Genomic DNA, 21,724 nt, shown 5'->3' with positions numbered 1-21,724 from the left:
GGTCGGCAGCCCCTCAGCGATCAGCCTCCAGAACCTGCGCTCGATCTCCTTCGGCAGCCGCAGACGCGCCATCGACACCACCCCAAATCACCGGGGTGTTGCATCGACCCCTTGAACCCGAGGGGGCGGATTCAACTGATCGCCACGACTTCGTATGACTCGACGGCGAGTCAGGGTTCGAAGCGGTAACCGCGGCCGGCCTCGGTGAGCAGGTGTCGCGGGCGGGCGGCGTCGGCCTCCAGCTTGCGGCGCAACGTCGCCATGTACACCCGCAGGTAGTTGGTCTGGTCGCGATAGGCCGGGCCCCACACCTCGGTGAGCAGCCGGGCGTGGTCGACGACCCGGCCGGCGTTGCGCACCAGCACCTCGAGCAGGTGCCACTCGGTGGGCGTGAGCCGGATGTCGGAGCCGTCGGGAGCGGTCACCCGCCCCGCGCCGAGATCGACGGTGAAGTCCTCGGTGGTCACCACGGGTTGCGCGAGTGTGGCGCTCCCACGCCGGATCGCCGCGCGCAATCGCGCCAGCAGCTCGTCCATGCCGAACGGCTTGACCACGTAGTCGTCGGCGCCGGCGTCGAGCGCGGCGACCTTCTGGGCGGACTGCTCCCGCGCTGAGAGCACGAGGATCGGAACGTCGGTCCACCCGCGCAGCCCCGCGATCACCTGGCTGCCGTCGAGGTCGGGCAGCCCGAGATCGAGGACGACGGCGTCCGGCGGGTGATCGGCGGCGAGCCGCAGGGCGCCGGCGCCGGTGGCCGCGGCATGCACCTCGTATCCGCGGGCCCGCAGGTTGATGGTCAGCGCCCGCACCAGGGCCGGGTCGTCGTCGACGACCAGCACGGTGCTCACGGCGCCCGCTGCAGGGTGAGCCGCATGGTCAGGCCACCGCCCGGCGAGCCGAACGGGTCCAGTGAGCCGCCCATGGCCTCCGTAAATCCGCGGGCGACGGACAGCCCCAGGCCGAGGCTTCCGGCGCCCCGGTCGCCCGGCATCCCGGTTCCGTTCCCGAAGGGGACGAACAACGTGGCCAGGTCCCGCGCGGGAACACCGGGACCGTGGTCGACGACCTCGCAGACGACCTCCCCGGCTCCGCCGAGCCGCCCGCGGACGGTGATCTCCCCGTGGCCCCCGTGCCGGAGAGCGTTCTCGAGTACGTTGGCCAGCACCCGCTCGGCGAGGCCGACGTCGGCGAGGACGTCGGGCAGGTCCTCCGGGATGTCGAGGACGACGCGGTCGAGGCTGCCGAGACCGATCAACGCCCGCCCGACGAGCTCCTCGAGCCGGACGTGCTCCAGCGACGTGCTCACTGCGCCGGCCTGCAGGCGCGAGGCGTCCAGCAGGTTGCCGACGAGCCCCTGCAGCCGGTCGGCCCCCGTCTCGATGGTCGCCAGCAACTCCGCCCGCTCCTCAGGCGTCCACGCGACGTCTTCCTGCCGGAGGCTGCTCACCGCGGCCTTCACCGACGCCAGCGGCGTGCGCAGGTCGTGGCCCACCCCGGCCAACAGCGACGCGCGCGTCCGGTCCGCCGCCTCCAGCTCAGCCGCCGCTGCGGCGCGGGCGGCGAGGCGGCGGCCCTGTAGCGCGCCGGCCGCCGCCTCGGCGAAGCTGGCGAGCACCCGGCGATCGGCGGCGAAGAGCTCGGGGCCGCGCACGCGCAGCATCAGGTCCGTGCCCGACGGCGCAGTCACCTCGGTCTCGCCGTCCGCCGTCCGGTCGTCGGCCCGTGCCTCCACGACCACCCAGCGACCGTCCACCCGCTCGAGCAGGGCCGCCTCGCGCATCCCGAACACGGCGCGCACCTGGTCGAGGACGTCGGTGAGGGTCCGGTGCTCGGCCAGGGTCGCCCCGGCGAGCCCCGAGAGAGCCTCGGCTTCCGCCCGCGCGCGCGTGGCCTCTGCGTGCCGGCGAGCGGCGACGTCGACCACCGAGCTCACGCCCGCGGCCACCAGCAGGAAGACCACCAGGACCAGCACCTGCTCGGGCGAGTCGATGAAGAGGGTGCCGAACGGGGGTGTGAAGAACCAGTTCAGCACGAGGAAGCCGGCAAGCGCCCCGGGAAGCGCGACCCGCAGGCCGCCCAGCAGCGCGCTGGCCACGACCAGGAGCAGGACGAGCAGGACCGGAACGGCGTAGTCCAGTGCGCGGACCGGTTGCCTGGCCACCACGAGCGCGCCGAGGCCGACGATCACCAGCACGACCGCGCTCCACACGCGGCGACGGTCCAGACCGGTGAAGTCGCGCGGCAGCAACGCCCCGGCGTCGTCGGCCCTGCTCACCCCGCCGAGCGTGCCACTGCCGCCCGCTCCTCGGCGTCCACGGCCGGCTGGCTGGACTGCAGCTGCCACGGCACGCTGATGACCATCACCCCGGGCTGGAACAGCAGCCGGGCCTTGAGCCGCAAGGCGCTCTGGTTGTGCAGCAGCGCCTCCCACCACCGGCCGACGACGTACTCCGGGATGAAGACGCTGACGACGTCCCGGGGAGACTGCCGTCGGATGTCGCGTACGTAGTCGAGCAGCGGCTGGGTGAGGTCGCGGTAGGGGCTCTCGATCTCGACGAGCGGCACCGGGATGTCGCGGCGCACCCAGTCGGCGAACAGGCGGTCGGTCTCGGCCGGATCGACGCGAACCGTCACCGCCGTCAGGTCGTCGGGGTGGATCGCCCGCGCGAAGGCCAGGGTGCGCAGCGTCGGCTCGTTCACGCGGACGACGGGGACGACTGCGTGAATGCGACTGGGCAGGACGACCCCGCCGGGGCGGGGGGCCGCCTCCTCGTCCACCGCGTCGTAGTGCCGGCGGATGCGGACCATCAAGAGGTAGAGCAGCGGCATCGCGATCACCACGATGTAGGCGCCGTGCACGAACTTCGTGACCAGCACGAGCACCAGCACGAGGGTGGTGGCTGCGGCGCCGCCGAAGTTGATCGTCTGCGACCGCCGGATCCGCCGCCGTTCGGCGTTCGCCCGGGCCGTCCGCAGCTCGCGGTTCCAGTGCCGCACCATCCCGAACTGGCTGAGGGTGAACGAGACGAACACTCCGATGATGTAGAGCTGGATCAGCTTGGTGACGTCGGCGTCGAAGGCGACGATCAGGACAGCCGCGAGGGCGGCGAGCAGCAGGATGCCGTTGCTGAACCCCAGCCGGTCCCCTCGGCGGCCCAGTTGCCGGGGGAGGTGGCCGTCGCGCGCGAGCAGCGAGGCAAGCACCGGGAAACCGTTGTAGGCGGTGTTCGCGGCGAGCACCAGGATCGCCGCGGTGAACGCCTGGAGGGCGTAGAACGCCGGCCCGGAGCCGAAGACGGCCAGCCCGATCTGGCTGAGCGCCGTCTTCTGCGCCTGGCCGGCCGGGAGCCCGGTGAGCAGCGCGGGGTTCTCCGCCATGTGGACGTGGGTTCGGATGGCCAGCGCAGTGATCCCGGCGAACATCGTGACGGCCAGCGCGCCCATGATCCCCAGCGTCGTCGCGGCGTTGCGCGCCTTCGGGGGCTGGAAGCTCGGGACGCCGTTGCTGACGGCCTCCACCCCGGTCAGCGCCGTGCACCCGCTCGCGAAGGCCCGGAGGGCGAGGAAGACCGTGAGGAGTCCGCCGGTGCGGTGGTCGGCGGTCAGCCCGTATCCGGCACTCTCGGCGGTCAGCGACTGCCCCAGGACGAGCCGCACGCCGGCGACGGCGAGCAGCAGCAGCACGATCGCGACGAAGCCATAGGTCGGCACGGCGAAGGCGCGGCCGGACTCCTTCACCCCCCGCAGGTTGACCACCGTCAGCAGCACGACGAAGGCGAGCGACAGCGCCACGGCGTGCGGGACCAGCGCGGGCACCGCCGAGGTGATGGCGGCGACCCCGGCCACCACCGACACCGCGACGGTGAGGACGTAGTCGACAAGGAGCGCGCTCGCTGCGACCAGGCTCGCCCGGACGCCGAGGTTCCGCCGGCTCACCGCGTAGGCCCCGCCGCCGTTCGGGTAGGCGTGGCAGGTCTGGCGGTAGGACGCGACGACGACGACCAGGAGCGCCACCACCGCCAGGGCCAGCCACGGCGTCAGGGAGAGCATCGAGAGGCCGCCCAGCCCGAGCACCAGGACGATCTGCTCGGTCGCATAGGCCACCGAGCTCAGCGGGTCGGAGCAGAACACCGGCAGCGCGAGGCGCTTGGGCAGCAGGGTCTCGCCCAGCCGGTCACTGCGCAGCGGCCGGCCGACGAACAGGCGCTTCGGGGTGGGGAACACGGCCTCAGCCTGGGTCGGCGCCGGGGCCACATCCTCCGTCCTTGACGACTTCCTGACGCGGCGGAGGATCGTCTTGACGCCGCTTTGAGGGCGCCCGCGGTTGAGGCGGAGCAGGCGCACAGCAATTAGTTGACGTCTCAAGTATCGACGAGTATCTTCGGACACGGCGGTACTTGAACCGTCAAATACTTTCCTCGGAGGTCGTCATGCGCGTCGCAGTCATCGGAGCAGGGAACGTCGGCAGTGGGTTCGGGCGCGCGGCCGTGGCCGCCGGTCATGACGTCGTCATGTCGGCGGCGCACCCGGAGAAGGCCCGTGCCGCGGCCGCCGAGATCGGTGCGCAGGCGGCCGGCAGCAACGCCGCCGCTGCCGAGGGCGCGCAGGTCGTCTTCCTGGCCGTGCCCGGCACCGACGCCCCGGCCGTCGCCGCCGAGATCGCCTCCGTCCTGGGCGGCGCCGTGGTCGTCGACGCGACCAACCCGCTCAACGCGAGCTTCGACGGCCTCGCCATCGACGGCATCTCCGGCGCCGCGGCCGTGCAGGACGCCGCCGGCGGCGCGCCCGTCGTCAAGGCCTTCAACACGGTCTTCGCCGGCCGCTACGCCAACCCGGTCGAGGGCGGCTCGCCGCTCAAGGTGCTCGTCGCCGGGAACGACGCCGCCGCCCGCGGGACGGTCGCCGAGCTCGCCACGTCGCTCGGGTTCGCGCCGGTCGAGGTGCCGAGCCTGCGGTTCGCCCGCTCGCTGGAGGAGATCGCCTTCCTCAACATCGCGCTGAACGCCGGCAACGGCTGGGTGTGGCAGAGCCACTTCCAGCTGGTCGGCCCCACGTCCGCCTGACGCGGAACCGATGAGGAGGAGAACGCCATGACCATCGCCGCCGTCCGGCTCAACCACGCCGTCCTGTTCGTCTCCGACCTGGAGCGCTCCCTGGAGTTCTGGACCGGAGCATTCGGGATGCAGGTCGTCGCCCGCGAGCCGCGTGCCAACGCCGCTTTCCTGCGGCTCCCGCGGTCGGGCAATCACCATGACCTGGGCCTCTTCGGGCTGGGCGCGGGGCAGCCGCCCCGCGCCCGCGGCACCGTCGGGCTCTACCACCTGGCCTGGCAGGTCGACACGATCGACGAGCTCGAGCAGGCGCGCATGACGCTGGCGCAGCTGAACGCATTCACCGGCGAGTCCAGCCACGGCGCGACCAAGAGCGTCTACGGCGTCGACCCCGACGGCAACGAGTTCGAGGTCATGTGGATGCTGCCCCGCGAGAACTGGGGCGAGTACGAGAACGCGGCGCCGACCTCGCGGCTCGACCTCGGTGCCGAGGTGGCCCGCTGGTCCGGCGTCGGCACGGCCGGGCGCGTGCTGCCCGGCTCGGTGGAGGCGACGGCATGACCACGGCCACGTTCTCCGCTCCCGTCGTCGTCACCAGCGGAAGCACCGACCCGGACGCGCCGCTCGTCGTCCTGCTGCACGGCCGCGGCGCCGACGAGAGCGGCATCCTCGGCCTCGCCGACCACCTCCCGGCCGGCGCGGCCTACGCCGCGGTGCGGGCGCCGATCGGCGAGGGCGGCGGCTACGCCTGGTTCGCCAACCGGGGCATCGGACGCCCGGTCGAGGGGTCGCTGCGCGCGACCATGGACTGGTTCCGCGGCTGGCTGGACGACGTCGCGCCGCCCGGCCGGCCGGTGGTGCTCGTCGGCTTCAGCGGCGGAGCCGCGTTCGCCGGCGGGCTGCTGCTCGACGACCCGGCCCGCTTCGCCGGTGCTGCGATCCTCTACGGCACGCTGCCGTTCGACGCCGGCGTCCCGGTCACCCCGGGCCGGCTCTTCGGTGTGCCGGTGTTCGTGGCCCAGGGAGATCACGACACCGTGATCCCGCGCGAGCTGCTCGACCGCACGTGGGCCTACCTGCACGACGAGTCCGGCGCCCCCACCAGCGGCCGCCGCGATCCGGTGGGCCACGGCATCTCCGCCGGCGCCGTCGGCGAGCTCGCCCAGTGGCTGTACGACCGGCTCACCTTCGTGCTGTCGCACGGCACGGCCGACGAGGGTCCGACGTCGTGGTCGCGGCTGCCGGGCGGTGTGCTGCCGCAGCGGCGCGGCCCGCGGCCGGCGATCAGCCACCGGATCCCGCAGCAGCAGGTGTCCGACACCGCGCCCGCGGCGCTGCAGGAGCGCCTGTTCGAGTGGGCCACGCAGCTCCCGGGCGTCACTGCGGGCCCGTCGGCCATCTCCGTGCCCGGCGCGCGGGGCTTCGTCCTGGAGCCGCCCCTGCGCGGACCGGCCGACGCCTTCCTCGTCCCGGCCGCCCGCGAGTTCGCCCACCTGCACCCCGGCCACGACGGCTCGCTGCACCTCGCGCTGCCGCCGGAGCCGGCAGCTGACGCCGTGCGTCATGGGTGGGCGATCCCGCACCCGTGGGCCGGGGTCCGGCTCTCTCCCGGCTTCGTGCTGGTCTACGGTCCGCGCGACGACGACGAGCTCGCGGTCGTCAGCGCGATCGTCGAGACCAGCTACGCCTGGGCCACCGGCGCCGCCTGAGTCAGTCGCCGAGGTGCGCGCGCAGTGCCGCGTTCACCTCGGCGGGGTGGGTCGCGTTGGGCAGGTGCCCCGCCCCGGGGACGACGACGAAACGGGCGCCCGCGATGCCCTCGGCGAGCTCGCGCATCAGCTCGGGCGTGGTGGCCGGATCCTCGCTCCCGGCCAGCACCAGGGTCGGGGCGGTGATCTCCCCGAGCCGGGAGCGGACGTCGAAGGTCGCGATGGCGTCGCAGCAGGCCGCGTAGCCCTCGGCCGGCGTGCTGCGCAGCATGTCCAGCAGGCGTTCGGCCTCCTCCGGTTCCCGCGCGGCCCACTCGGCGGTGAACCACAGGCCGGTGCGCGACGGCACCAGGAACTCCGTGCCCTCGGCGCGTACCTGGTGCCCGCGCTCGGCGTAGGAGTCGGCGTTGGCGAAGCGGGCGGCTGACGCCAGCACGGCGAGCTTCTCGACGCGGTCGGGCACGCGAAGGGCGAGCTCCAGTCCGACGGCGCCGCCGATCGACACACCCGCGTAGGAGAACCGGTCCACGCCGAGGGAGTCCAGCAGCCCCAGCACGTCGTCCGCGAGATCGGCCATCGTGCACGGCCCGGCGACGACCTCCGAGCTGCCGTGCCCGCGCAGGTCGTAGCGGATCACCCGGTGCGACGGGTCGAACTCGTCGGTCTGCGCGTCGAACAGGCCGGTGTCGGTGCCCAGGGACGGCCCCAGCACCAGCACGGGCGCGCCCTCGAGGCCCTCGTCGATGGTGTGCAGCCGGGCGACGGTCATGCGGTTCCCCTCGGGAGGACGGCGGCGTTGCGGGCCGGCGCGAAGCCGAAGCGGTGGGAGTCCCAGCCCTCGGCGAGCGGGCCCCAGTAGGAGAAGCGGACCTGCTTCACCGAGTATCGCCAGCCGTCCGGGGTGCGGACCAGCCGGTCGGCGTACCGCCCGGCGGCGACCTGCGCCACGCCGTCGACGACGCACGGCTGCCACAGCAGCGAGCGGACCCTGGCCTCGTCGCCGTCCACCTCCACCTCGAGGTTGGACACGTGGTGCCAGAAGGCGGTCAGCCCGCCGTCGGCCAGCCCGCCGAAGAAGGACAGCAGGTCGGCGTGCCCGCGGACCACCGACAGCCCGTCGAACACCCCGTCCCCCGTGAACAGCCCCACCAGCGCGGGCCAGTCGCCGTCGTCGAGCAGCCGGCAGTAGGCCGCGTCGAGGTTCCGGATGGTCTCGGCGTCCTCGAGCCGCTGGAGGCGTTCCTCCGGCGTGGTCACGGGTTCGCGGACAGCGCCGAGGGGTGTTCGGTCAGCGGCGTGACCGCGACGGTCATGAACGGGAACAGGGGCAGGTTCCAGAGGATCTCGTGCAGCTCGTCGCCGGACTCGACGTCGAAGATGGACACGTTGCTGTACTGCCCGACCACCCGCCAGATGTGCGGCCACTTGCCGCTGCGCTGCAGCTCGAGGCAGCGGGCCTTCTCGGCGGCCATGCGCTCGGTGCGCTCGGCCGGGTCGAGGTCGCGCGGGATCGCGACGTCCATGCGGACGTGGAACAGCATTCGGGGGCTCCGTTCGGTCAGGCGGTTGGGATCAGGCGGGTCGGGCTCAGGCGCGGGTGAAGCGGTCGACGGCGGCCGGGTCGAGCTCGACGCCGAGGCCGGGGCCCTCGGGCAGGTGCAGGGCGCCGTCGGCGTAGCGCAGTGGCTCGGTGAGCAGACCCTCGCGCATGAGCAGCGGGCCGAACAGCTCGCTGCCGTAGCTCACCGCCGGTGTCGAACACGCCAGGTGCAGCGAGGCGACGGTGCCGATCGGACCCTCGATCGACGTCCCGCCGTGGCACGGGATGCCTGCCGCCGCAGCGACGTCGGCGATCTGGCGGGTGTAGCGGAGGCCGCCGGACTTCGTCGTCTTCAGGGAGAAGACGTCGGCCGCCCGGAGCTTCACCAGCCGCAGCGCGTCGGTCGGGGTGCGCAGGCTCTCGTCGGCCATCACCGGGATGGGCAGCGCGGCGTTGATCTCGGCCAGCCACTCGTACTCGGCGCCGGGAACGGGCTGCTCGATCAGTTCGACACCGGCCTCCGCCAGCCGGGGCAGCCAGCGCAGCGACGTCAGCAGGTCCCAGCGGGCGTTGATGTCGACCCGCACGCCGGCGCGACCGGCCAGCTTCTCGGTGACCTGGGCGACCCGGGCGACGTCGTCGGCCGGGTCCTGCGCGCCCATCTTGAGCTTGAAGCTGGCGTGCAGGCCGCCGTCGAGCTTGGCCTGCGCCTCGTCGATCACCTCGGCGGCCGGCTCCGTGCCCAGCGCCCAGGTCACCGGGATCGAGGTCCGCGCCAGCCCGCCGAGCAGGGCGTGCACCGGGACGCCGAGGCTGCGGGCCCAGGCGTCGTGCAGCGCGACCTCGACCGCGGCCTTGGCGTACAGGTTCGCGTTGACGACGTCGTTCATCGCCTGCTGGATGCCGGCGATGTCGTCGACCCGGCGGCCGAGCAGCAGCGGCGCGAGGTACTTCTCGATGACGACCTGCATCGTCTCGACGGACTCGCCGCCCCACCACGGGCCGCCGGGCACCACGCCCTCGCCCGTCCCGCGCACGCCGTTCCTGGTGGTGAGCGTGACCAGCAGGATTGGCTGGGCGTCCATGCCCGTGCGGGCGAAGCGGTGCGGGCGGATCAGGGGGACGTCGAGGATCGCCGTCTCGACGCGCTCGATCACGAGGTCGCTCATGCGCGCTCGAGGACGAAGTCGTAGGTCGCGGTCAGCGTGCCGTCGAGGTCCTGCGGGTCGATCACGAGTTCGGGCTTGACCGCCTCGGCGACGTCGTCGTCCACCCACTCGCCGCCCTGGAAGTAGAGCTGCGTGGTGATCGTGCGGTACTCCGCGGCCCGCACGATCAGGTGCAGGTGGGCCGGGCGCCAGGGGTGCCAGCCGGCCGCGGCGACCAGCGCACCGGTGGGGCCGTCGGTCGGGATCTGGTACGGCGCGGGCTGGATCGTGCGGACCTCGAAGCGGCCCTCCTCGTCGGTCACCACGACCCCGCGCAGGTTGCCGTCGGGGATGCCGGGCGCGAAGCCGGAGTAGAGGCCCAGCTCGTCGGCCTGCCACATGTCCAGCTCGGCGCCGGCGATGGGGGTGCCGTCGAGGTCGCGGACCTGGCCGGAGAACAGCAGCGGCGTGCCGGCCTCGTCGGGGCGCATCGGCAGGGCGCCGTGGGCCGCGATGTGCTGCTGGTCGGGCAGGTAGTAGGGGCCGAGGATGCTGCCCTTCGTGCCGGTCTGCGTGCGGGCGGCCACCTCCTCGACGACGTGCTCGACGAAGACGTCGAGGAACAGCGGCCACTCGCCGCCCTCGCCGACTGCGATCAGCCATGCCTTCGCGGCCTGGAACTCCGGGTAGGTGACGTTCTCGTCGCGGATGACCTGGTGCACGGCCTTGAGGACGGCGCGGGCGAGGGTGTCCACCCGCTCCTGCGAGACACCCTGCGCCTCCTGGTACTGCTCCGTCGTCCGGAACGACTGGGTGGCGTTGATGCCGGACCCGGCGGCGGTCGGCGTCTGCTCGACGGCGGTCATGGGTGCTCCTCGTGGTTGCGGCGCGGACGGCAGCTGCCTCGAGCGGCGGCTGAGCCCTGCGGATCGGTGCTTCGGGAATCACGCGCTATCGGGCGGTCATGTGTACGCTGTGCGTACTGACTGTCCGCTGTGCGGTTACCTCGACAGTGTGCCCTGTGGTGCGGGACACGGTCAACACCTCGGGGCGAGGACGGCTCCGGCGGCTGCGGAAGGATGGCTCCGATGTCCGAGATCGACCGCGACCACGTGCAGAGCCTGGAGCGCGGTATGACGGTGCTGATGGCGTTCGACGCCGAGCACCCGAACCCCTCCCTCGCGGAGCTGGCCCAGCTCACCGGCTTCTCCCGACCGGCCGTCCGGCGGTTCCTCATCACGCTCGAGCGGATGGGCTACGTGCGCGGGTCCGGGGGGCGCTGGGCGCTCACCCCGCGCGTATTGGCGATCGGCCAGCACTACACCGAGTCGCACGCGCTGATCGAGATCGCGCAACCGCACCTGCTGGCCCTCGCCGAGCAGACCCACGAGTCCGCGTCGCTGGCGGCCCTCGACGGTGGTGAGGTGGTGTACATCGCGCGGGTGCCCGTCCGCCGGATCATGAGCATCAACGTGTCCGTGGGCACCCGGGTCGCCGCCCACGCCACCTCGATGGGCCGCGTGCTCCTGGCCTGGGCGCCCCCCGAGCAGGTGGAGGGGGTGCTCGGCGGCTCGGCACTGCGGCAGGTCACCCCGCACACGGTCACCGAGGTCGCGGCGCTGCGGGAGCGACTCGGTGACGTGCGCGAGCAGGGCTACGCCATCGTCGCCGAGGAACTCGAGCCCGGGTTGCTCTCCGCCTCGGCGCCGGTGCGCGACCGTTCCGGGGTGGTGGTGGCCGCGCTGGCGACGTCGACGTCGACGGGTCGGTCCACCGTCGAGCAGCTGCGGGCGGACGTCGTCCCCCTGCTGGTCGCGACCGCCGACCGGATCAGCCGGGCCATAGCAGAAAGCGCCCGCGCTACCTGACGCCGCCCGTCCAGAGCTGCGGGATATGCGCCCTGAACAGGGCAGATGTCGCCGGTCGGCGTCCGACTCGGCGGTGTCGCTTTAGCGACTCCAGTTTCTTTTGGGACAGGAGTTGATACCTGCTGCCCGGTAGCCGAAGAGAGGGCGTCAACCAAAAGGCGCAGCCGTCGCATGGCCGGGTGAACAGCACCCGGGCGGCACTGAGCCACCTGAGAGAACAGGACCCTGCAATGCGCAAGTCGCGCGTTCTGCTCGCCGGTGTCGCGGTCGCCGCTGCCGCCGCCGCAACCTCCGCCTTCACCGCCAGCAACACCTTCGCCCCGAATGTCCAGAACCAGATCGTCGGTTACGGCGAGGCGACCGTGAGCGGCGCCAACATCACCGCCATCCACTACAACCGGGACGCCTCCGACAACAACGTCCTGGCCGAGGTCGTCTGGGACACCGACAGCGACCTCACCCACGTGAACGCCGATGACGCCTCCATGACGCTCCGCGACGGCGCCACAGAGCTCAACACCTACGACTGCACCATCGCGGTCGGGACGCCGACCACGATCACGTGCACCGTCGGCGACGTCGCCTTCGACGGCTTCACCAAGGCCGGCCTGGCGGTCGGTGGCGCGTAGTCCCGCGCGGAACCGGCGGGGCGGCCGATCGGCCGCCCCGCCCTGTCCGTAGCCGGAGAGAGTCAGCCATGACAGCCCTCGCGAGAGCCGCCCGCATCAGCGCCCTGGTGGCGCTGGTGCTGGCGGCTGTCTGGCTGCTCTGGCCGCTTGCCCTCGGCGGGGGCACCACGTACGTGGCCACCCACGGCGTGAGCATGGAGCCGCGGTTCCACACCGGTGACCTCGCGATCCTGCGGTCGCAGTCCGCCTACGCCGTCGGCGACGTCGTCGCCTACAGCAGCGTCTCGCTCGACACGACCGTCATGCACCGCATCGTCGAGATGGACGGCGAGCGGTTCGTCATCCAGGGCGACAACAACACCTGGCTCGACCCCGACCACCCGTCCCAGGATCAGGTGCTCGGAAAGCTGTTCCTGCGCATCCCCCAGGGCGGCACGGTGCTCGGGGCGCTCAGCTCCCCCGTCGGTCTCGGTGCCCTGGGAGCACTTGCGCTCGTCCTGGGCGGCGTCGTACGCCGGCCGCGCTCCCGGCATGCCGCGCGGCGTGCCCGCCGACGTCCGCACCTCGGCGCGTCGACGTTCCCGGCGCCCGTCCGGGCCTACGCCCGGCAGGTGGCCCTGACCTCCGGCGCGGTCGCACTGGCCGCCGCCGTGGGCGGGGGCGGCCTGCTCGCTCTGCCCTCCACGCAGCCAGCCACGCGCACGGTGCACGTGACCCAGCAGGGCCAGTTCTCCTACAGCGGCACCGCCGAGGCCGGCACGACCTACCCCGAGGGGCGGATCTCGACCGGCGACACCGTCTGGACCAAGCTCGCGAAGGACCTCACGGTGTCCTTCACCAACACGGTCGGCGGCCGTGACCTGGCGGCCCTGCGCGGGGCGCTGCGGCTGGACGTGACGATCGCCTCGGCCGACGGCTGGAGCTCCTACCTGGGCAGCAGTCCGGTCGTGCAGCTGGCGGACGGGACGTCGACGGCCGTCGCCCAGGTCGACGCGCCCCGAGCCGCCGCGCTCCTCGCCAAGCACTACGCGGAGATCGGCGGCCCCGGCGGCGCGGCCACGCTCACGGTCACCCCGGTCGCCGTCACGACAGGCACGGCGGCCGGCACGACGTTCGAGGCGGGCTCCCCGGACCCCCTGGTCTTCACCTTCGACGCCACGGCGCTGCGCCTGAACGGCAAGGCCGCCGCCGCGCTCAGGCCGAGCACGACGACCGACGTGACGGTCGGTGAGGTCGTCCCGCGCGCCTTCACCGTGCTCGGCCTGACGGTCCCGATCGGCCTGGCCCGGTTCGTCGTCGCCGTCCTGTTCGCCCTCGCCCTCGTGGTGCTCGCCGGGGCGGCCTGGATCGGCCGGAGCGCGCGGGGCGACGCCGCGGACGCGTTCGTGGTCAAGCACGCCGCCCGCATCCTGCCCGTGGCGGCGTTCGATCCCGGTCCTACCGTCATCGACGTCTCCGATGCCGAGGCCCTGCACCGGGTGGCCGAGCGCTTCGACACGCTCGTCCTGCACCACGCGGGTGAGGACGCGGATGTCTTCGCCGTCCGCGACGTGGACGCGACCTACCGGTTCGTCGTCCCCGGCGGACGGGAGGCGCGCGCCCGACCACCGGTGCCGGCGCCGAAGCCGGTCCCGGAGGTGGACGACGCCACGGCGCCGCTGCCGCTGATCGTCCCCATGCCCCAGTCGTCGGTGTCCGCCGGCCTCTGGGGCCGCTTCGCCTGAGAAGCGGCCCCAGAGCGCCTCTTACGCGCGGATGATCGCCGCGACCGGGCCGCCGCCGGAGGGGCCCTGGTGCACCGCGGCCACCGACACGAACACGGCCGGGTCGCCGGTCACCGACGCGGTCACCCCGCCGACGGTCGCCTTGATCTGGCGGTGCCAGGAGACGTCGGAGTCGTCGAGCATGGCGTTGCGGCGTCCGCGGACCTTGCCGGTCGGGTCGGCCTCGCACTTGAGGAAGACGTTGACCAGGCGGTCGCCGAGGTCGGTGTGGTGCGGGCGCTCCGGCAGCTCGAGGCCGGCTCCGCGGATCGCCTCCCAGATGCCGTCCTGGTCCAGGGCGTCCTTCATGACCGAGTGGCCGACGCGGTAGTTGCCGCCGTGCCCGCGGGCATTGCCGACGACGACGATCTGCGCCTGGTCCAGCTCCACGCCCGACGAGCACGACGCCACCGAGGAGAACAGCGACAGGTCGCGCATGATCTGCTCCTGCGTCGGCATCTCGATCTCACCGAGCGCGACCGCGATGCCCAGCGCCGTCGTCCCGTTGGAGATGTCCATGGAGCCGTGCGGCTCCTCCAGGATGGTCGTCTGCCCGCGCTCGTGGGCGTCCCGGATCGTGTCGATGGTCAGCAGCGGGGTCTTGGTCTGCACGTAGTGCACGTCGGCGGGGTCGGTGATGCCGGCCTCGGCCATGGCGCGCTTCACCCCCTCGGCGACCTTCTCGACCATGGCGACGCGGCCGATGTCCTCCGGGAGCAGCACCTCGCTCATCGCGAAGCCCACGGTCAGCCGCGGCTCGTCGGTCTTCTCCACCTTGTCCTCGGGGAGGGTGGCGAAGATCGTCGCGTGCGGGCTGATGACGCCGTCCGTACCTCCCGACCAGACGATCGGGATCTGCTTGACCTCCTCCTTCGACCGGCTGCCCTTCTCCTCCAGCACCTCGCGGAAGGCGCGGTCGGCGATGATCCGGGTGTAGTCGTTGATCCCGCCGTTGCCCTCGGTCTTGCCGATGACGGCGATGACGCGGTCGGCCTCCATGACGCCGTCGTCGATGAGCTTGGCCAGCTCGGAGGCGTCGCTGACGTTGTGCAGCGGGACCTTGCGGACCTCGATCGGTGCGGGCACTGGATCTCCTTCGGGGCGGTTTCTAGGCGGTGAGGACGGTTCCGGCGTCGTCACTGGAGACGGCGTCGGCGATGTGTTCCAGGGACGTGATGACGGCTCTGCGTGGTCTCTCCGAGGGCTCACCGGTCTCCACGAAGCGGAGGACGGCATCGACCTTGGGGCCCATGCTGCCGCGGGCGAACTGGCCTTCAGCCGCGTGGTCGCGCAGCTCCGCGACGGTCACCCGGCCCAGCGGTCGGGCGGACGGCGTGCCGAAATCGACCATCACGTTCGCGACGTCGGTGGCGATGACCAGGGTGTCGGCGGCCAGTTCGCGGGCCAGGATCGCGGCCGTCAGGTCCTTGTCGATGACGGCCTCGATCCCGCGCAGCGCGTGCCCGTCCTGCTGGTCGTCCACCACGGGGATCCCCCCGCCGCCGGCGCAGACGACGACGAACCCGGCCGCGGCGAGCGCGTGGATCGCGGGGGAGTCGACGACCGACCTCGGCTCCGGCGAGGCGACGATCCGGCGCCAGCCCTTCTCGCCGCGGTCCTCCCACGTCTGGCCGTGCTCGACGAACCGTTGGGCCTCCTCGCGCGGCAGGAACCGGCCGACCGGCTTGGACGGCTCCTGGAAGTGCGGGTCGTCGGCGTCGACGAGCGTGCGCGTGACCAGGCCGGCGGTGCGCTGGGGAAGCCCGCGCCCGGCGAGGGCGGCGTCCAGCTCGTCGGCCAGGGTGAAGGCGATGGTGGCCTGGGTCTGCGCCACGTTCCAGTCCAACGGCACCGGCGGGACGACGTGCGCGGCCAGCTCGTTCTTCACCAGCAGGTTGCCGACCTGGGGGCCGTTGCCGTGGGTGAGGACGACCTCGACGCCGGATGCGACGACGTCGGCGATGTGCCCGGCGGCCACGCGGATCGCGTCCCGCTGGGCCTCCGGCGTCGCGGAGCCGTCGGGACCGGTCATGGCGTTGCCGCCGAGGGCGATCACGACGCGGCGGGAGGTCATCTGGCAGACCCTAGTCGCAGATCCCTTAGCGGTGAAGTACTCGACCAGGGGAGATGAGCGTGCTGGTCAGCGCCGCCAGAAGTCGAACCGGTCGCGGCCCGGACGGAAGCCGGCGGCCTCGACCACGTCCACCGCGAGGTCGAAGTGCTGGCCGACGGCGGCCGGCTGGTGCGCATCGCTGCCGAAGCTCACCGCCTCGCCGCCCTCCTCGTGGAACCAGCGCACCTGGTCCACCGACGCGAGCGGGCTGGTGGTGTTCACCTCGAGCGCGCGGCCGGTGGACGCCAGCGCGCGGAAGACCGCCCGGTACTCCTCCTCGTACGTCTTCTCCACGTACTTGTGGGTGCCGCCGGGCCAGTAACGCCGCGGGAAGTCGACGTGGGCGAGCACCTGGAAGACGTCGCTGGTCTCGATCATGTCGACCAGTTCGCCGAGGTACCGGCGCATGGTGCCGTCGGCGTCCTGCCACAGCAGATGGCCGACGCCGTAGAGGCGCCCGTCCTGGGACAGCGAGTGCAGCGAGCCGAGGATCCGGTCGACGGGCGCGTCGCGGAGGTAGGAGGCCACGCTGCTGGCGAACAGGTGCGGTTCACCGGTCTCGACGCCGGACCAGATGCGCAGGTCGGGGAACCGGTCACGGACCTCGGCGAGCTCGGCGAAGTAGCCGTCGGCGTCGATGTCGGCGTGCCGGGACGCGTGCCGGTCGACCAGGCCCTCGTCCGTCGCCCGGTCGTCGGGGTCCCAGACGGTGAAGTCGAGGTGCTCGGTGAAGGCGATCGCGGGCAGCCCCAGGACGACGGCGCGTTCGCAGGCGCGGCGCATCGTCGAGGAGTCCTGGGTGTCCCACGACCACCGGGTGTGCACGTGGTTGTCCGGTGGTCTGGTGCGCGGGTCGGGCATCGCTGTGGATTGTCCCCCGCCGTCCCCAGGTCATGCGTCGCGGGCCGGACTGTCACCCACCCTGCCTACTGTCGACCCCATGAGCGCACCGACGTCCGAGATCACCGGCTCCGTCCACGCCGAGGCGCTCGCCGTCCTGCGCGAGCTCACCGGCCGCCCCGATGCGGAGTTCCGCGAGGGGCAGGATCTCGCGGTCGCCGCGCTGGTCGAACGCGCGGAGCGCGCCCTGGTCGTCCAGCGGACGGGGTGGGGCAAGTCGGCGGTCTACTTCGTGTCCACCGCGTTGCTGCGCCGCCGGGGCAAGGGGCCGACCTTGCTCGTCAGCCCGCTGCTCGCCCTGATGCGTGACCAGGTGGCGGCCGCCGCCCGCGCCGGCATCCGCGCGGTCGAGATCTCCAGCGCCAACATGACGGAGTGGGACGACATCGGCGCCCGCCTGGCCGCGGACGACGTCGACGTGCTGCTGGTGTCGCCCGAGCGGCTGACCAACCCGCGGTTCCGCGAGGAGCAGCTGCCGGGGTTGGTCAAGAGCTGCGGCCTGGTGGTCGTGGACGAGGCGCACTGCGTCTCCGACTGGGGCCACGACTTCCGGCCCGACTACCGCCGCATCCGCGACCTGCTGGGCACCCTGCCCACGGGCACACCGGTGCTGGCGACGACGGCGACGGCCAACGAGCGGGTGGTGGCCGACGTCGCCGAGCAGCTGGGCGCCGGCGGGGTCGAGGTGACGACGGTCCGCGGGCCGCTCTCCCGTGATTCGCTGCGCCTGGGCGTCCTGCGGCTGCCGTCGGACCGCGCCCGCCTCGCCTGGCTCGCGGCGCACATCGGCGATCTGCCGGGCAGCGGCATCGTCTACACGCTCACCGTCGCGGCGGCAGAGGAGACCGCGGCCCTGCTGCGCGACGCCGGGCACGAGGTGCGCGCGTACACCGGCCGGCTCGACGACGCCGACCGCAAGGACGCCGAGGAGGCGCTGCGGAACAACGACGTGAAGGCGTTGGTCGCCACGTCGGCGCTGGGCATGGGCTTCGACAAGCCCGACCTCGGCTTCGTCGTCCACCTCGGGGCCCCGTCGTCGCCGGTGAGCTACTACCAGCAGGTCGGTCGCGCGGGCCGCGCCGTGGAGCACGCCGACGTGCTGCTGCTTCCCGGCCCGGAGGATCTCGCGATCTGGCAGTGGTTCGCGACGTCGTCGATGCCGCGGGAGGACCATGCCGCCGCGGTGTTGAGCGCGATGGCCGACGGCAAGGCGTGGTCGGTGGCGCGGCTGGAGACGGTGGCCGACGTCCGCCGTTCCCGCCTGGAACTGCTGCTCAAGGTGCTGGCGGTCGACGGCGCGGTCGAGCGGGTGCAGGGCGGGTGGCGCTCGACCGGTCAGCCGTGGGTGTACGACGCCGACCGGTATGCCCGCGTCACGCGCACACGCGAGGCCGAGCAGCGGGCGATGATCGCCTACGCCCGGCCGGTCGGCGAGGCCGAGTGCCGGATGTCCTTCCTCCAGCACGCACTCGACGACCCGACGGCGGCACCGTGCGGCCGGTGCGACGTCTGCGCCGGTGCCTGGTACTCCGCGGACGTCCCGGAGGCCGCCGCCGAGGCGGCGTCCGCGGTGCTGGACCGGCCCGGGGTCGAGCTGGCGCCACGGGCGCAGTGGCCGACCGGCGCGGACCGGCTCGGGGTCGACGTGAAGGGCAAGATCGCGGCGTCGGATGCGCTCGAACCCGGACGCGCGGTGGCCCGTCTGACCGATCTGGGCTGGGGACAGCGGCTGCGCACGCTGCTCGGCGACGACGGCGTGGGCGGAACCGTGGTCCTCGATCTGGAGGCCCCTGGCATCGAGGAGGACCCGGACGCCGCGTTCGACGTGCCGGTGCGCCGGTCCGTCACCGACGTGCCGCCGGACGACGACCTCCTCCGCGCGTGCGCGCGGGTACTGGGCGCCTGGGACTGGAAGGAGCGGCCTTCGGCGGTGGTGGCGGTGCCGTCCCGACGTCGCCCGCAGCTCGTCAGGGGTCTCGCGGAGGGGCTCGCCCGACTCGGACGACTGCCGTACCTGGGCGAGCTGTCACTCCAGCACGGCGGCCCGACCGGCCAGCCCGGCGGGAACAGCGCTTTCCGACTGGCTGCGGTCTGGGACCGGATCGTGGTCGGTCAGGAACTCCGTGAGCGACTCGGGTCGGTGTCGGGGCCGGTCCTGCTCGTGGACGACCTCGCGGACTCCCGCTGGACCATGACGGTGGCAGGCCGCGAGCTGCGCCGCGCCGGCGCCGCGTCGGTGCTGCCGTTCGCGCTGGCGCTGACCGCGTAATCCACAGGGTTTCGCACACATGTGCGAAACCCGCGGGCAGGCGCGATCGCCGCCTGGGCGTCCCGGCGGCCGGCGCCCGTCGGACCTGCACGGCCGGTGACGCAGTCGTGATGACCCGGTGACGGAGCCGTCCCTACGGTCGTCCCGCCGCCGGACGGACTGCGCCCATGAGGGAGCGCACACCCTCTCTTCCCTGGTTCGCCGGTGGCAGTCCCCACGCCCGTGGGCACCCCATCGGGAGGAACCGTGACGACAGGTTTAGCCAGACCCAGATCGGCTCCGGCTTCGGAGGGGGCCGGGGTCATCGCCGCCCCCAGCGGAGGCTTCGTACCCGACCTGCTCGAGGAGGTCCGGGTCGAACCGGTCGAGACCCAACTGGCGCCGCAGGCCGGCGGTGCGAACAAGTTCGTGGACAACGGCGGTGCCGTCCTGCAGGTGGCCCAGCTGTACCTCGTCTACTGGGGCGCCGCCTGGACCGCGAACCCGCCCCCGACGCCGACGTCGGACCAGGTCACCAACGCCTGCCGCACGATGATGGCCAGTTCGTACCTGACCGGCCTGGCGCAGTACCGAGGGATCGGCCGCGGGTTCCTCCGGGGGGCAGCGGTCGTCCCCGCGTCCAACCCGCCCAACGGGTTCACCGACAACCAGGTCGCGACGTTCCTCGATGGTCAGCTGAACGCCGGTACGGTCCCGGGACCGGACGTCGACAACCAGACGCTGTACTGCGTCGTCATGCCGCAGGGTGTGAACTCCAGCAACGCCGGTTTCATCGGCGAGCACACGTTCTACACACGCTCGGGTCAGCGCATCCACTTCGCCTGGATCACGAACAACGGGACCCTGTCGCGGATCACGACGATCATGAGCCACGAAGTCGTCGAGGCGGCCACGGACCCCGAGGGCAGCGCCTTCCTCGGCGTGGCCGGTACGTGCAGCCAGAGCGGCTGGTGCGAGATCGGGGACATCTGCTCGACCACGTCCACCCTCGACGGTGTGACCGTCCAGTCCTACTGGTCGGACCAGGCAGGCAGTTGTGTCGTTCCCGCGTGGCCTGCACGGACCTACCCCCGCGTCGGCGTGCAGTGGACCGGATCGGTGCCGGCTCGTTCCTCGCGCCGCTGGTTCACCTTCAACTGGCCCGAGTGGGAGCTCGTCGACTGGCGGATGCTGCCGACGACGGTGCGGCCCGGGGCGCCGCAACTGAGCTGGAAGGTCGCTCTCGAGCGCGCATCCGGCAACTTCCTCACCTTCTGGATCACCGTGACCAACCTGACCGACCAGGACGTGGCCTTCGAGGGCCGCTACTGCGTGCTCGGTCGCATCTGAGACGGAGCAGACATGATCACTGGCACCCAGTTCCGCGGCACGCTCGCTCCGAACCAGACGCAGCGCTGGTTCACCTTCAACTGGTCGGCGACCCAGCACGTGATCTGGGAGGTCGTCCCCACCACGGCGCGGCCCGGGGCGGCCGAGGTCGACTGGGACGTCGCCCTGGAACGGGCCGACGACGCGCACGTCACCTACTGGATCACGGTCAGCAATCTCACGAACGCGTCGGTGCAGATCGAGGCCCGCTATGCCATAGCCGCCTGAGAGGAGTGGTCATGCGCTTCGTCATCGAGGTACCCGACGAACTGCTCCGCGGTGTCGCCGGCGGCTCGGCCGCCGAGTCCGGACCGCTGTCGCGGCAGGGCGCACCCCTGTCCGGAGGGGCGGCACTGTCGGGAGGGACGGCGCCCGACGGCGCCCTGCCGGCGGCCGGCACCCTCGCCGAGACGCTGTCGGCCGGCCCCGCAGAGGGCGGAGGAGTGCCCGCCTCGCTGGGGAACGGGGTGATGCCGCTCGACGGTGGTGCAGCGCCTGAATAGCGCCGGGGCCCGAGCGGGTATCGCACATACGTACGAATCCGGAGTAGCGTGCTCCCATGTCCCTCGCGCACCAGCCGTCGATGTGGGATCTCGCCGAGGAGGCGACGCTCGGGCCGCTCACCGGGTCGGTGACCCGTCACCAGCTCGGTTCCGGCGCGTGGGTCGACCACCTGCAGGGCTGGGTCGCCGGCTCGGACGAGGTGCTCGAGGTCCTGCTCGGCGACATCGGCTGGCGCGCGGACCGTCGGCAGATGTACGACCGCGAGGTCGCCGTGCCGCGCCTCCTGCGCTGGTACTCCGGCGTCGAGACGCTGCCGCACCCTCTCCTGACCCAGGCCCGCAAGTCGCTGAACGACTACTACGCCCCGGAACTAGGCGAGCGATTCGTCAGCGCGGGTATGTGCCTGTACCGGGACGGCCGGGACAGCGTCGCCTGGCACGGTGACCGCATCGGTCGCGGCCGGTCCTCGGACACGATGGTCGCCATCGTGTCCTTCGGTTCCCCCCGGCCACTCATGCTCCGGCCGGTCGGTGGCGGCGAGAGCCTCCGTTTCCCGCTCGGTCACGGTGACCTGGTCGTCATGGGCGGCTCCTGCCAACGCACGTGGGAGCACTGCATCCCCAAGACGAGCAAGCCCGTCGGACCCCGTGTGAGCGTCCAGTTCAGGCCGCGCGGCGTCGCCTGACCGGCCGCGTCGGGACCCCCCTGCAGGGGCTCCCCGAACCCGTGTATGGTTCTGCATGCGCCGCGCGGCCCGGGAGGGTCGCCGGACCACATCGCCTGCGGGTGGTGCTGGAAACCGGCGTAGTGTTGGACATCCAGCCAGGGACGAAGCCCGTGAGGGTGGGTTTTCTGCGCGTCC

The 21,724-nt window shown here is 72.5% G+C and carries 22 protein-coding genes; 11 read left to right on the top strand and 11 right to left on the bottom strand.

The genetic code is table 11. The features are described from left to right. Positions 1 to 170: 170 nt before the first annotated feature. Genes AC2H4J_RS23635 through AC2H4J_RS23625 form a run of 3 tightly spaced genes read right to left on the bottom strand, consistent with a single transcriptional unit; the run spans position 171 to position 4,224 of the window. Positions 171 to 848: a response regulator gene (locus tag AC2H4J_RS23635; RefSeq protein WP_487467375.1), complete on the bottom strand. Its 678-nt coding sequence runs from the start codon at positions 846 to 848 to the stop codon at positions 171 to 173. Then, positions 845 to 2,275, bottom strand: a complete 1,431-nt coding sequence (locus AC2H4J_RS23630) for an ATP-binding protein (protein WP_487467374.1) — start codon at positions 2,273 to 2,275, stop codon at positions 845 to 847. The genes AC2H4J_RS23635 and AC2H4J_RS23630 overlap by 4 nt, the downstream gene beginning before the upstream one ends. After that, on the bottom strand, positions 2,272 to 4,224 hold the full coding sequence (locus AC2H4J_RS23625; protein ID WP_487467373.1) for an APC family permease: 1,953 nt from the start codon (positions 4,222 to 4,224) through the stop codon (positions 2,272 to 2,274). The genes AC2H4J_RS23630 and AC2H4J_RS23625 overlap by 4 nt, the downstream gene beginning before the upstream one ends. Positions 4,225 to 4,430: 206 nt before the next feature. Here AC2H4J_RS23625 and AC2H4J_RS23620 point away from each other — a divergent pair, with 206 nt between their 5' ends. The 3 genes from AC2H4J_RS23620 to AC2H4J_RS23610 are packed head-to-tail and all read left to right on the top strand — an operon-like array spanning position 4,431 to position 6,760. Next, positions 4,431 to 5,063, top strand: coding sequence for an NADPH-dependent F420 reductase (locus AC2H4J_RS23620; protein ID WP_487467372.1), 633 nt, complete (start codon positions 4,431 to 4,433; stop codon positions 5,061 to 5,063). 27 nt (positions 5,064 to 5,090) lie between these two features. Continuing rightward, positions 5,091 to 5,612: a VOC family protein gene (locus tag AC2H4J_RS23615; protein WP_487467371.1), complete on the top strand. Its 522-nt coding sequence runs from the start codon at positions 5,091 to 5,093 to the stop codon at positions 5,610 to 5,612. After that, positions 5,609 to 6,760 (top strand): luciferase domain-containing protein, encoded by a 1,152-nt coding sequence (locus AC2H4J_RS23610; protein ID WP_487467370.1) that lies wholly within the window; start codon positions 5,609 to 5,611, stop codon positions 6,758 to 6,760. Before AC2H4J_RS23615 ends, AC2H4J_RS23610 begins: the two co-directional genes overlap by 4 nt. A gap of 1 nt (position 6,761) precedes the next feature. On the opposite strand, the gene pcaD is transcribed toward AC2H4J_RS23610, so the two are convergent. Genes pcaD through catA form a run of 5 tightly spaced genes read right to left on the bottom strand, consistent with a single transcriptional unit; the run spans position 6,762 to position 10,314 of the window. After that, entirely contained in the window at positions 6,762 to 7,529 is a 768-nt protein-coding gene (pcaD, locus tag AC2H4J_RS23605; RefSeq protein ID WP_487467369.1) for a 3-oxoadipate enol-lactonase, read from the bottom strand. Then, complete coding sequence (locus AC2H4J_RS23600) at positions 7,526 to 8,017, bottom strand: nuclear transport factor 2 family protein (protein ID WP_487467368.1); 492 nt, start codon at positions 8,015 to 8,017, stop codon at positions 7,526 to 7,528. Before AC2H4J_RS23600 ends, pcaD begins: the two co-directional genes overlap by 4 nt. Next, positions 8,014 to 8,301 (bottom strand): muconolactone Delta-isomerase, encoded by a 288-nt coding sequence (gene catC / locus AC2H4J_RS23595; protein WP_487467367.1) that lies wholly within the window; start codon positions 8,299 to 8,301, stop codon positions 8,014 to 8,016. The genes AC2H4J_RS23600 and catC overlap by 4 nt, the downstream gene beginning before the upstream one ends. Before the next feature lie 46 nt (positions 8,302 to 8,347). Beyond that, a complete protein-coding gene (locus AC2H4J_RS23590; protein WP_487467366.1) occupies positions 8,348 to 9,469 on the bottom strand; it encodes a muconate/chloromuconate family cycloisomerase in 1,122 nt (373 codons plus the stop codon). After that, entirely contained in the window at positions 9,466 to 10,314 is an 849-nt protein-coding gene (gene catA / locus AC2H4J_RS23585) for a catechol 1,2-dioxygenase (RefSeq protein WP_487467365.1), read from the bottom strand. Before catA ends, AC2H4J_RS23590 begins: the two co-directional genes overlap by 4 nt. Before the next feature lie 222 nt (positions 10,315 to 10,536). Here catA and AC2H4J_RS23580 point away from each other — a divergent pair, with 222 nt between their 5' ends. The 3 genes from AC2H4J_RS23580 (at position 10,537) to AC2H4J_RS23570 (ending at position 13,669) form a co-directional block, all read left to right on the top strand. Further along, positions 10,537 to 11,316, top strand: coding sequence for an IclR family transcriptional regulator domain-containing protein (locus tag AC2H4J_RS23580; protein WP_487467364.1), 780 nt, complete (start codon positions 10,537 to 10,539; stop codon positions 11,314 to 11,316). A 230-nt stretch (positions 11,317 to 11,546) separates the two neighbouring features. Further along, a complete protein-coding gene (locus AC2H4J_RS23575) occupies positions 11,547 to 11,945 on the top strand; it encodes a hypothetical protein (protein WP_487467363.1) in 399 nt (132 codons plus the stop codon). Between the two features lie 68 nt (positions 11,946 to 12,013). After that, complete coding sequence (locus tag AC2H4J_RS23570) at positions 12,014 to 13,669, top strand: signal peptidase I (protein ID WP_487467362.1); 1,656 nt, start codon at positions 12,014 to 12,016, stop codon at positions 13,667 to 13,669. Between the two features lie 21 nt (positions 13,670 to 13,690). On the opposite strand, the gene bar is transcribed toward AC2H4J_RS23570, so the two are convergent. The 3 genes from bar to AC2H4J_RS23555 form a co-directional block, all read right to left on the bottom strand. Continuing rightward, positions 13,691 to 14,794, bottom strand: coding sequence for a barbiturase (bar, locus tag AC2H4J_RS23565; protein WP_487467361.1), 1,104 nt, complete (start codon positions 14,792 to 14,794; stop codon positions 13,691 to 13,693). Between the two features lie 22 nt (positions 14,795 to 14,816). Continuing rightward, entirely contained in the window at positions 14,817 to 15,782 is a 966-nt protein-coding gene (locus AC2H4J_RS23560; RefSeq protein WP_487467360.1) for a carbamate kinase, read from the bottom strand. Between the two features lie 66 nt (positions 15,783 to 15,848). Next, positions 15,849 to 16,682 (bottom strand): PHP domain-containing protein, encoded by an 834-nt coding sequence (locus AC2H4J_RS23555; RefSeq protein WP_487467359.1) that lies wholly within the window; start codon positions 16,680 to 16,682, stop codon positions 15,849 to 15,851. 79 nt (positions 16,683 to 16,761) lie between these two features. Between AC2H4J_RS23555 and AC2H4J_RS23550 the strand changes: the two genes are divergently transcribed. The 5 genes from AC2H4J_RS23550 to AC2H4J_RS23530 all read left to right on the top strand — a co-directional run bounded on the left by AC2H4J_RS23550 (position 16,762) and on the right by AC2H4J_RS23530 (position 21,547). Continuing rightward, a complete protein-coding gene (locus AC2H4J_RS23550; RefSeq protein WP_487467358.1) occupies positions 16,762 to 18,990 on the top strand; it encodes a DEAD/DEAH box helicase in 2,229 nt (742 codons plus the stop codon). Positions 18,991 to 19,236: 246 nt separating this feature from the next. Next, positions 19,237 to 20,319, top strand: a complete 1,083-nt coding sequence (locus AC2H4J_RS23545) for a hypothetical protein (protein WP_487467357.1) — start codon at positions 19,237 to 19,239, stop codon at positions 20,317 to 20,319. 12 nt (positions 20,320 to 20,331) lie between these two features. Further along, a complete protein-coding gene (locus AC2H4J_RS23540) occupies positions 20,332 to 20,586 on the top strand; it encodes a hypothetical protein (protein ID WP_487467356.1) in 255 nt (84 codons plus the stop codon). Between the two features lie 11 nt (positions 20,587 to 20,597). Further along, positions 20,598 to 20,861 (top strand): hypothetical protein, encoded by a 264-nt coding sequence (locus tag AC2H4J_RS23535; RefSeq protein ID WP_487467355.1) that lies wholly within the window; start codon positions 20,598 to 20,600, stop codon positions 20,859 to 20,861. A 56-nt stretch (positions 20,862 to 20,917) separates the two neighbouring features. Next, positions 20,918 to 21,547 (top strand): alpha-ketoglutarate-dependent dioxygenase AlkB, encoded by a 630-nt coding sequence (locus tag AC2H4J_RS23530; RefSeq protein ID WP_487467354.1) that lies wholly within the window; start codon positions 20,918 to 20,920, stop codon positions 21,545 to 21,547. The last annotated feature ends 177 nt before the right edge of the window (positions 21,548 to 21,724 follow it).

Source organism: Blastococcus sp. OS1-29 (genome assembly GCF_057628075.1).
Note: the sequence above shows the minus strand (reverse complement) of the source record. Positions and strands in the feature narration are given on the sequence as shown.

Coding starts and splice junctions, on each gene's coding strand:
- AC2H4J_RS23575 (WP_487467363.1), top strand. CDS start 11,547: ATGCGCAAGTCGCGCGTTCTGCTCGCCGGTGTCGCGGTCGCCGCTGCC.
- AC2H4J_RS23570 (WP_487467362.1), top strand. CDS start 12,014: ATGACAGCCCTCGCGAGAGCCGCCCGCATCAGCGCCCTGGTGGCGCTG.
- AC2H4J_RS23590 (WP_487467366.1), bottom strand. CDS start 9,469: ATGAGCGACCTCGTGATCGAGCGCGTCGAGACGGCGATCCTCGACGTC.
- pcaD (WP_487467369.1), bottom strand. CDS start 7,529: ATGACCGTCGCCCGGCTGCACACCATCGACGAGGGCCTCGAGGGCGCG.
- AC2H4J_RS23550 (WP_487467358.1), top strand. CDS start 16,762: ATGAGCGCACCGACGTCCGAGATCACCGGCTCCGTCCACGCCGAGGCG.
- AC2H4J_RS23620 (WP_487467372.1), top strand. CDS start 4,431: ATGCGCGTCGCAGTCATCGGAGCAGGGAACGTCGGCAGTGGGTTCGGG.
- AC2H4J_RS23560 (WP_487467360.1), bottom strand. CDS start 15,782: ATGACCTCCCGCCGCGTCGTGATCGCCCTCGGCGGCAACGCCATGACC.
- catA (WP_487467365.1), bottom strand. CDS start 10,314: ATGACCGCCGTCGAGCAGACGCCGACCGCCGCCGGGTCCGGCATCAAC.
- AC2H4J_RS23610 (WP_487467370.1), top strand. CDS start 5,609: ATGACCACGGCCACGTTCTCCGCTCCCGTCGTCGTCACCAGCGGAAGC.
- AC2H4J_RS23615 (WP_487467371.1), top strand. CDS start 5,091: ATGACCATCGCCGCCGTCCGGCTCAACCACGCCGTCCTGTTCGTCTCC.
- AC2H4J_RS23540 (WP_487467356.1), top strand. CDS start 20,332: ATGATCACTGGCACCCAGTTCCGCGGCACGCTCGCTCCGAACCAGACG.
- catC (WP_487467367.1), bottom strand. CDS start 8,301: ATGCTGTTCCACGTCCGCATGGACGTCGCGATCCCGCGCGACCTCGAC.
- AC2H4J_RS23580 (WP_487467364.1), top strand. CDS start 10,537: ATGTCCGAGATCGACCGCGACCACGTGCAGAGCCTGGAGCGCGGTATG.
- AC2H4J_RS23530 (WP_487467354.1), top strand. CDS start 20,918: ATGTCCCTCGCGCACCAGCCGTCGATGTGGGATCTCGCCGAGGAGGCG.
- AC2H4J_RS23555 (WP_487467359.1), bottom strand. CDS start 16,682: ATGCCCGACCCGCGCACCAGACCACCGGACAACCACGTGCACACCCGG.
- AC2H4J_RS23535 (WP_487467355.1), top strand. CDS start 20,598: ATGCGCTTCGTCATCGAGGTACCCGACGAACTGCTCCGCGGTGTCGCC.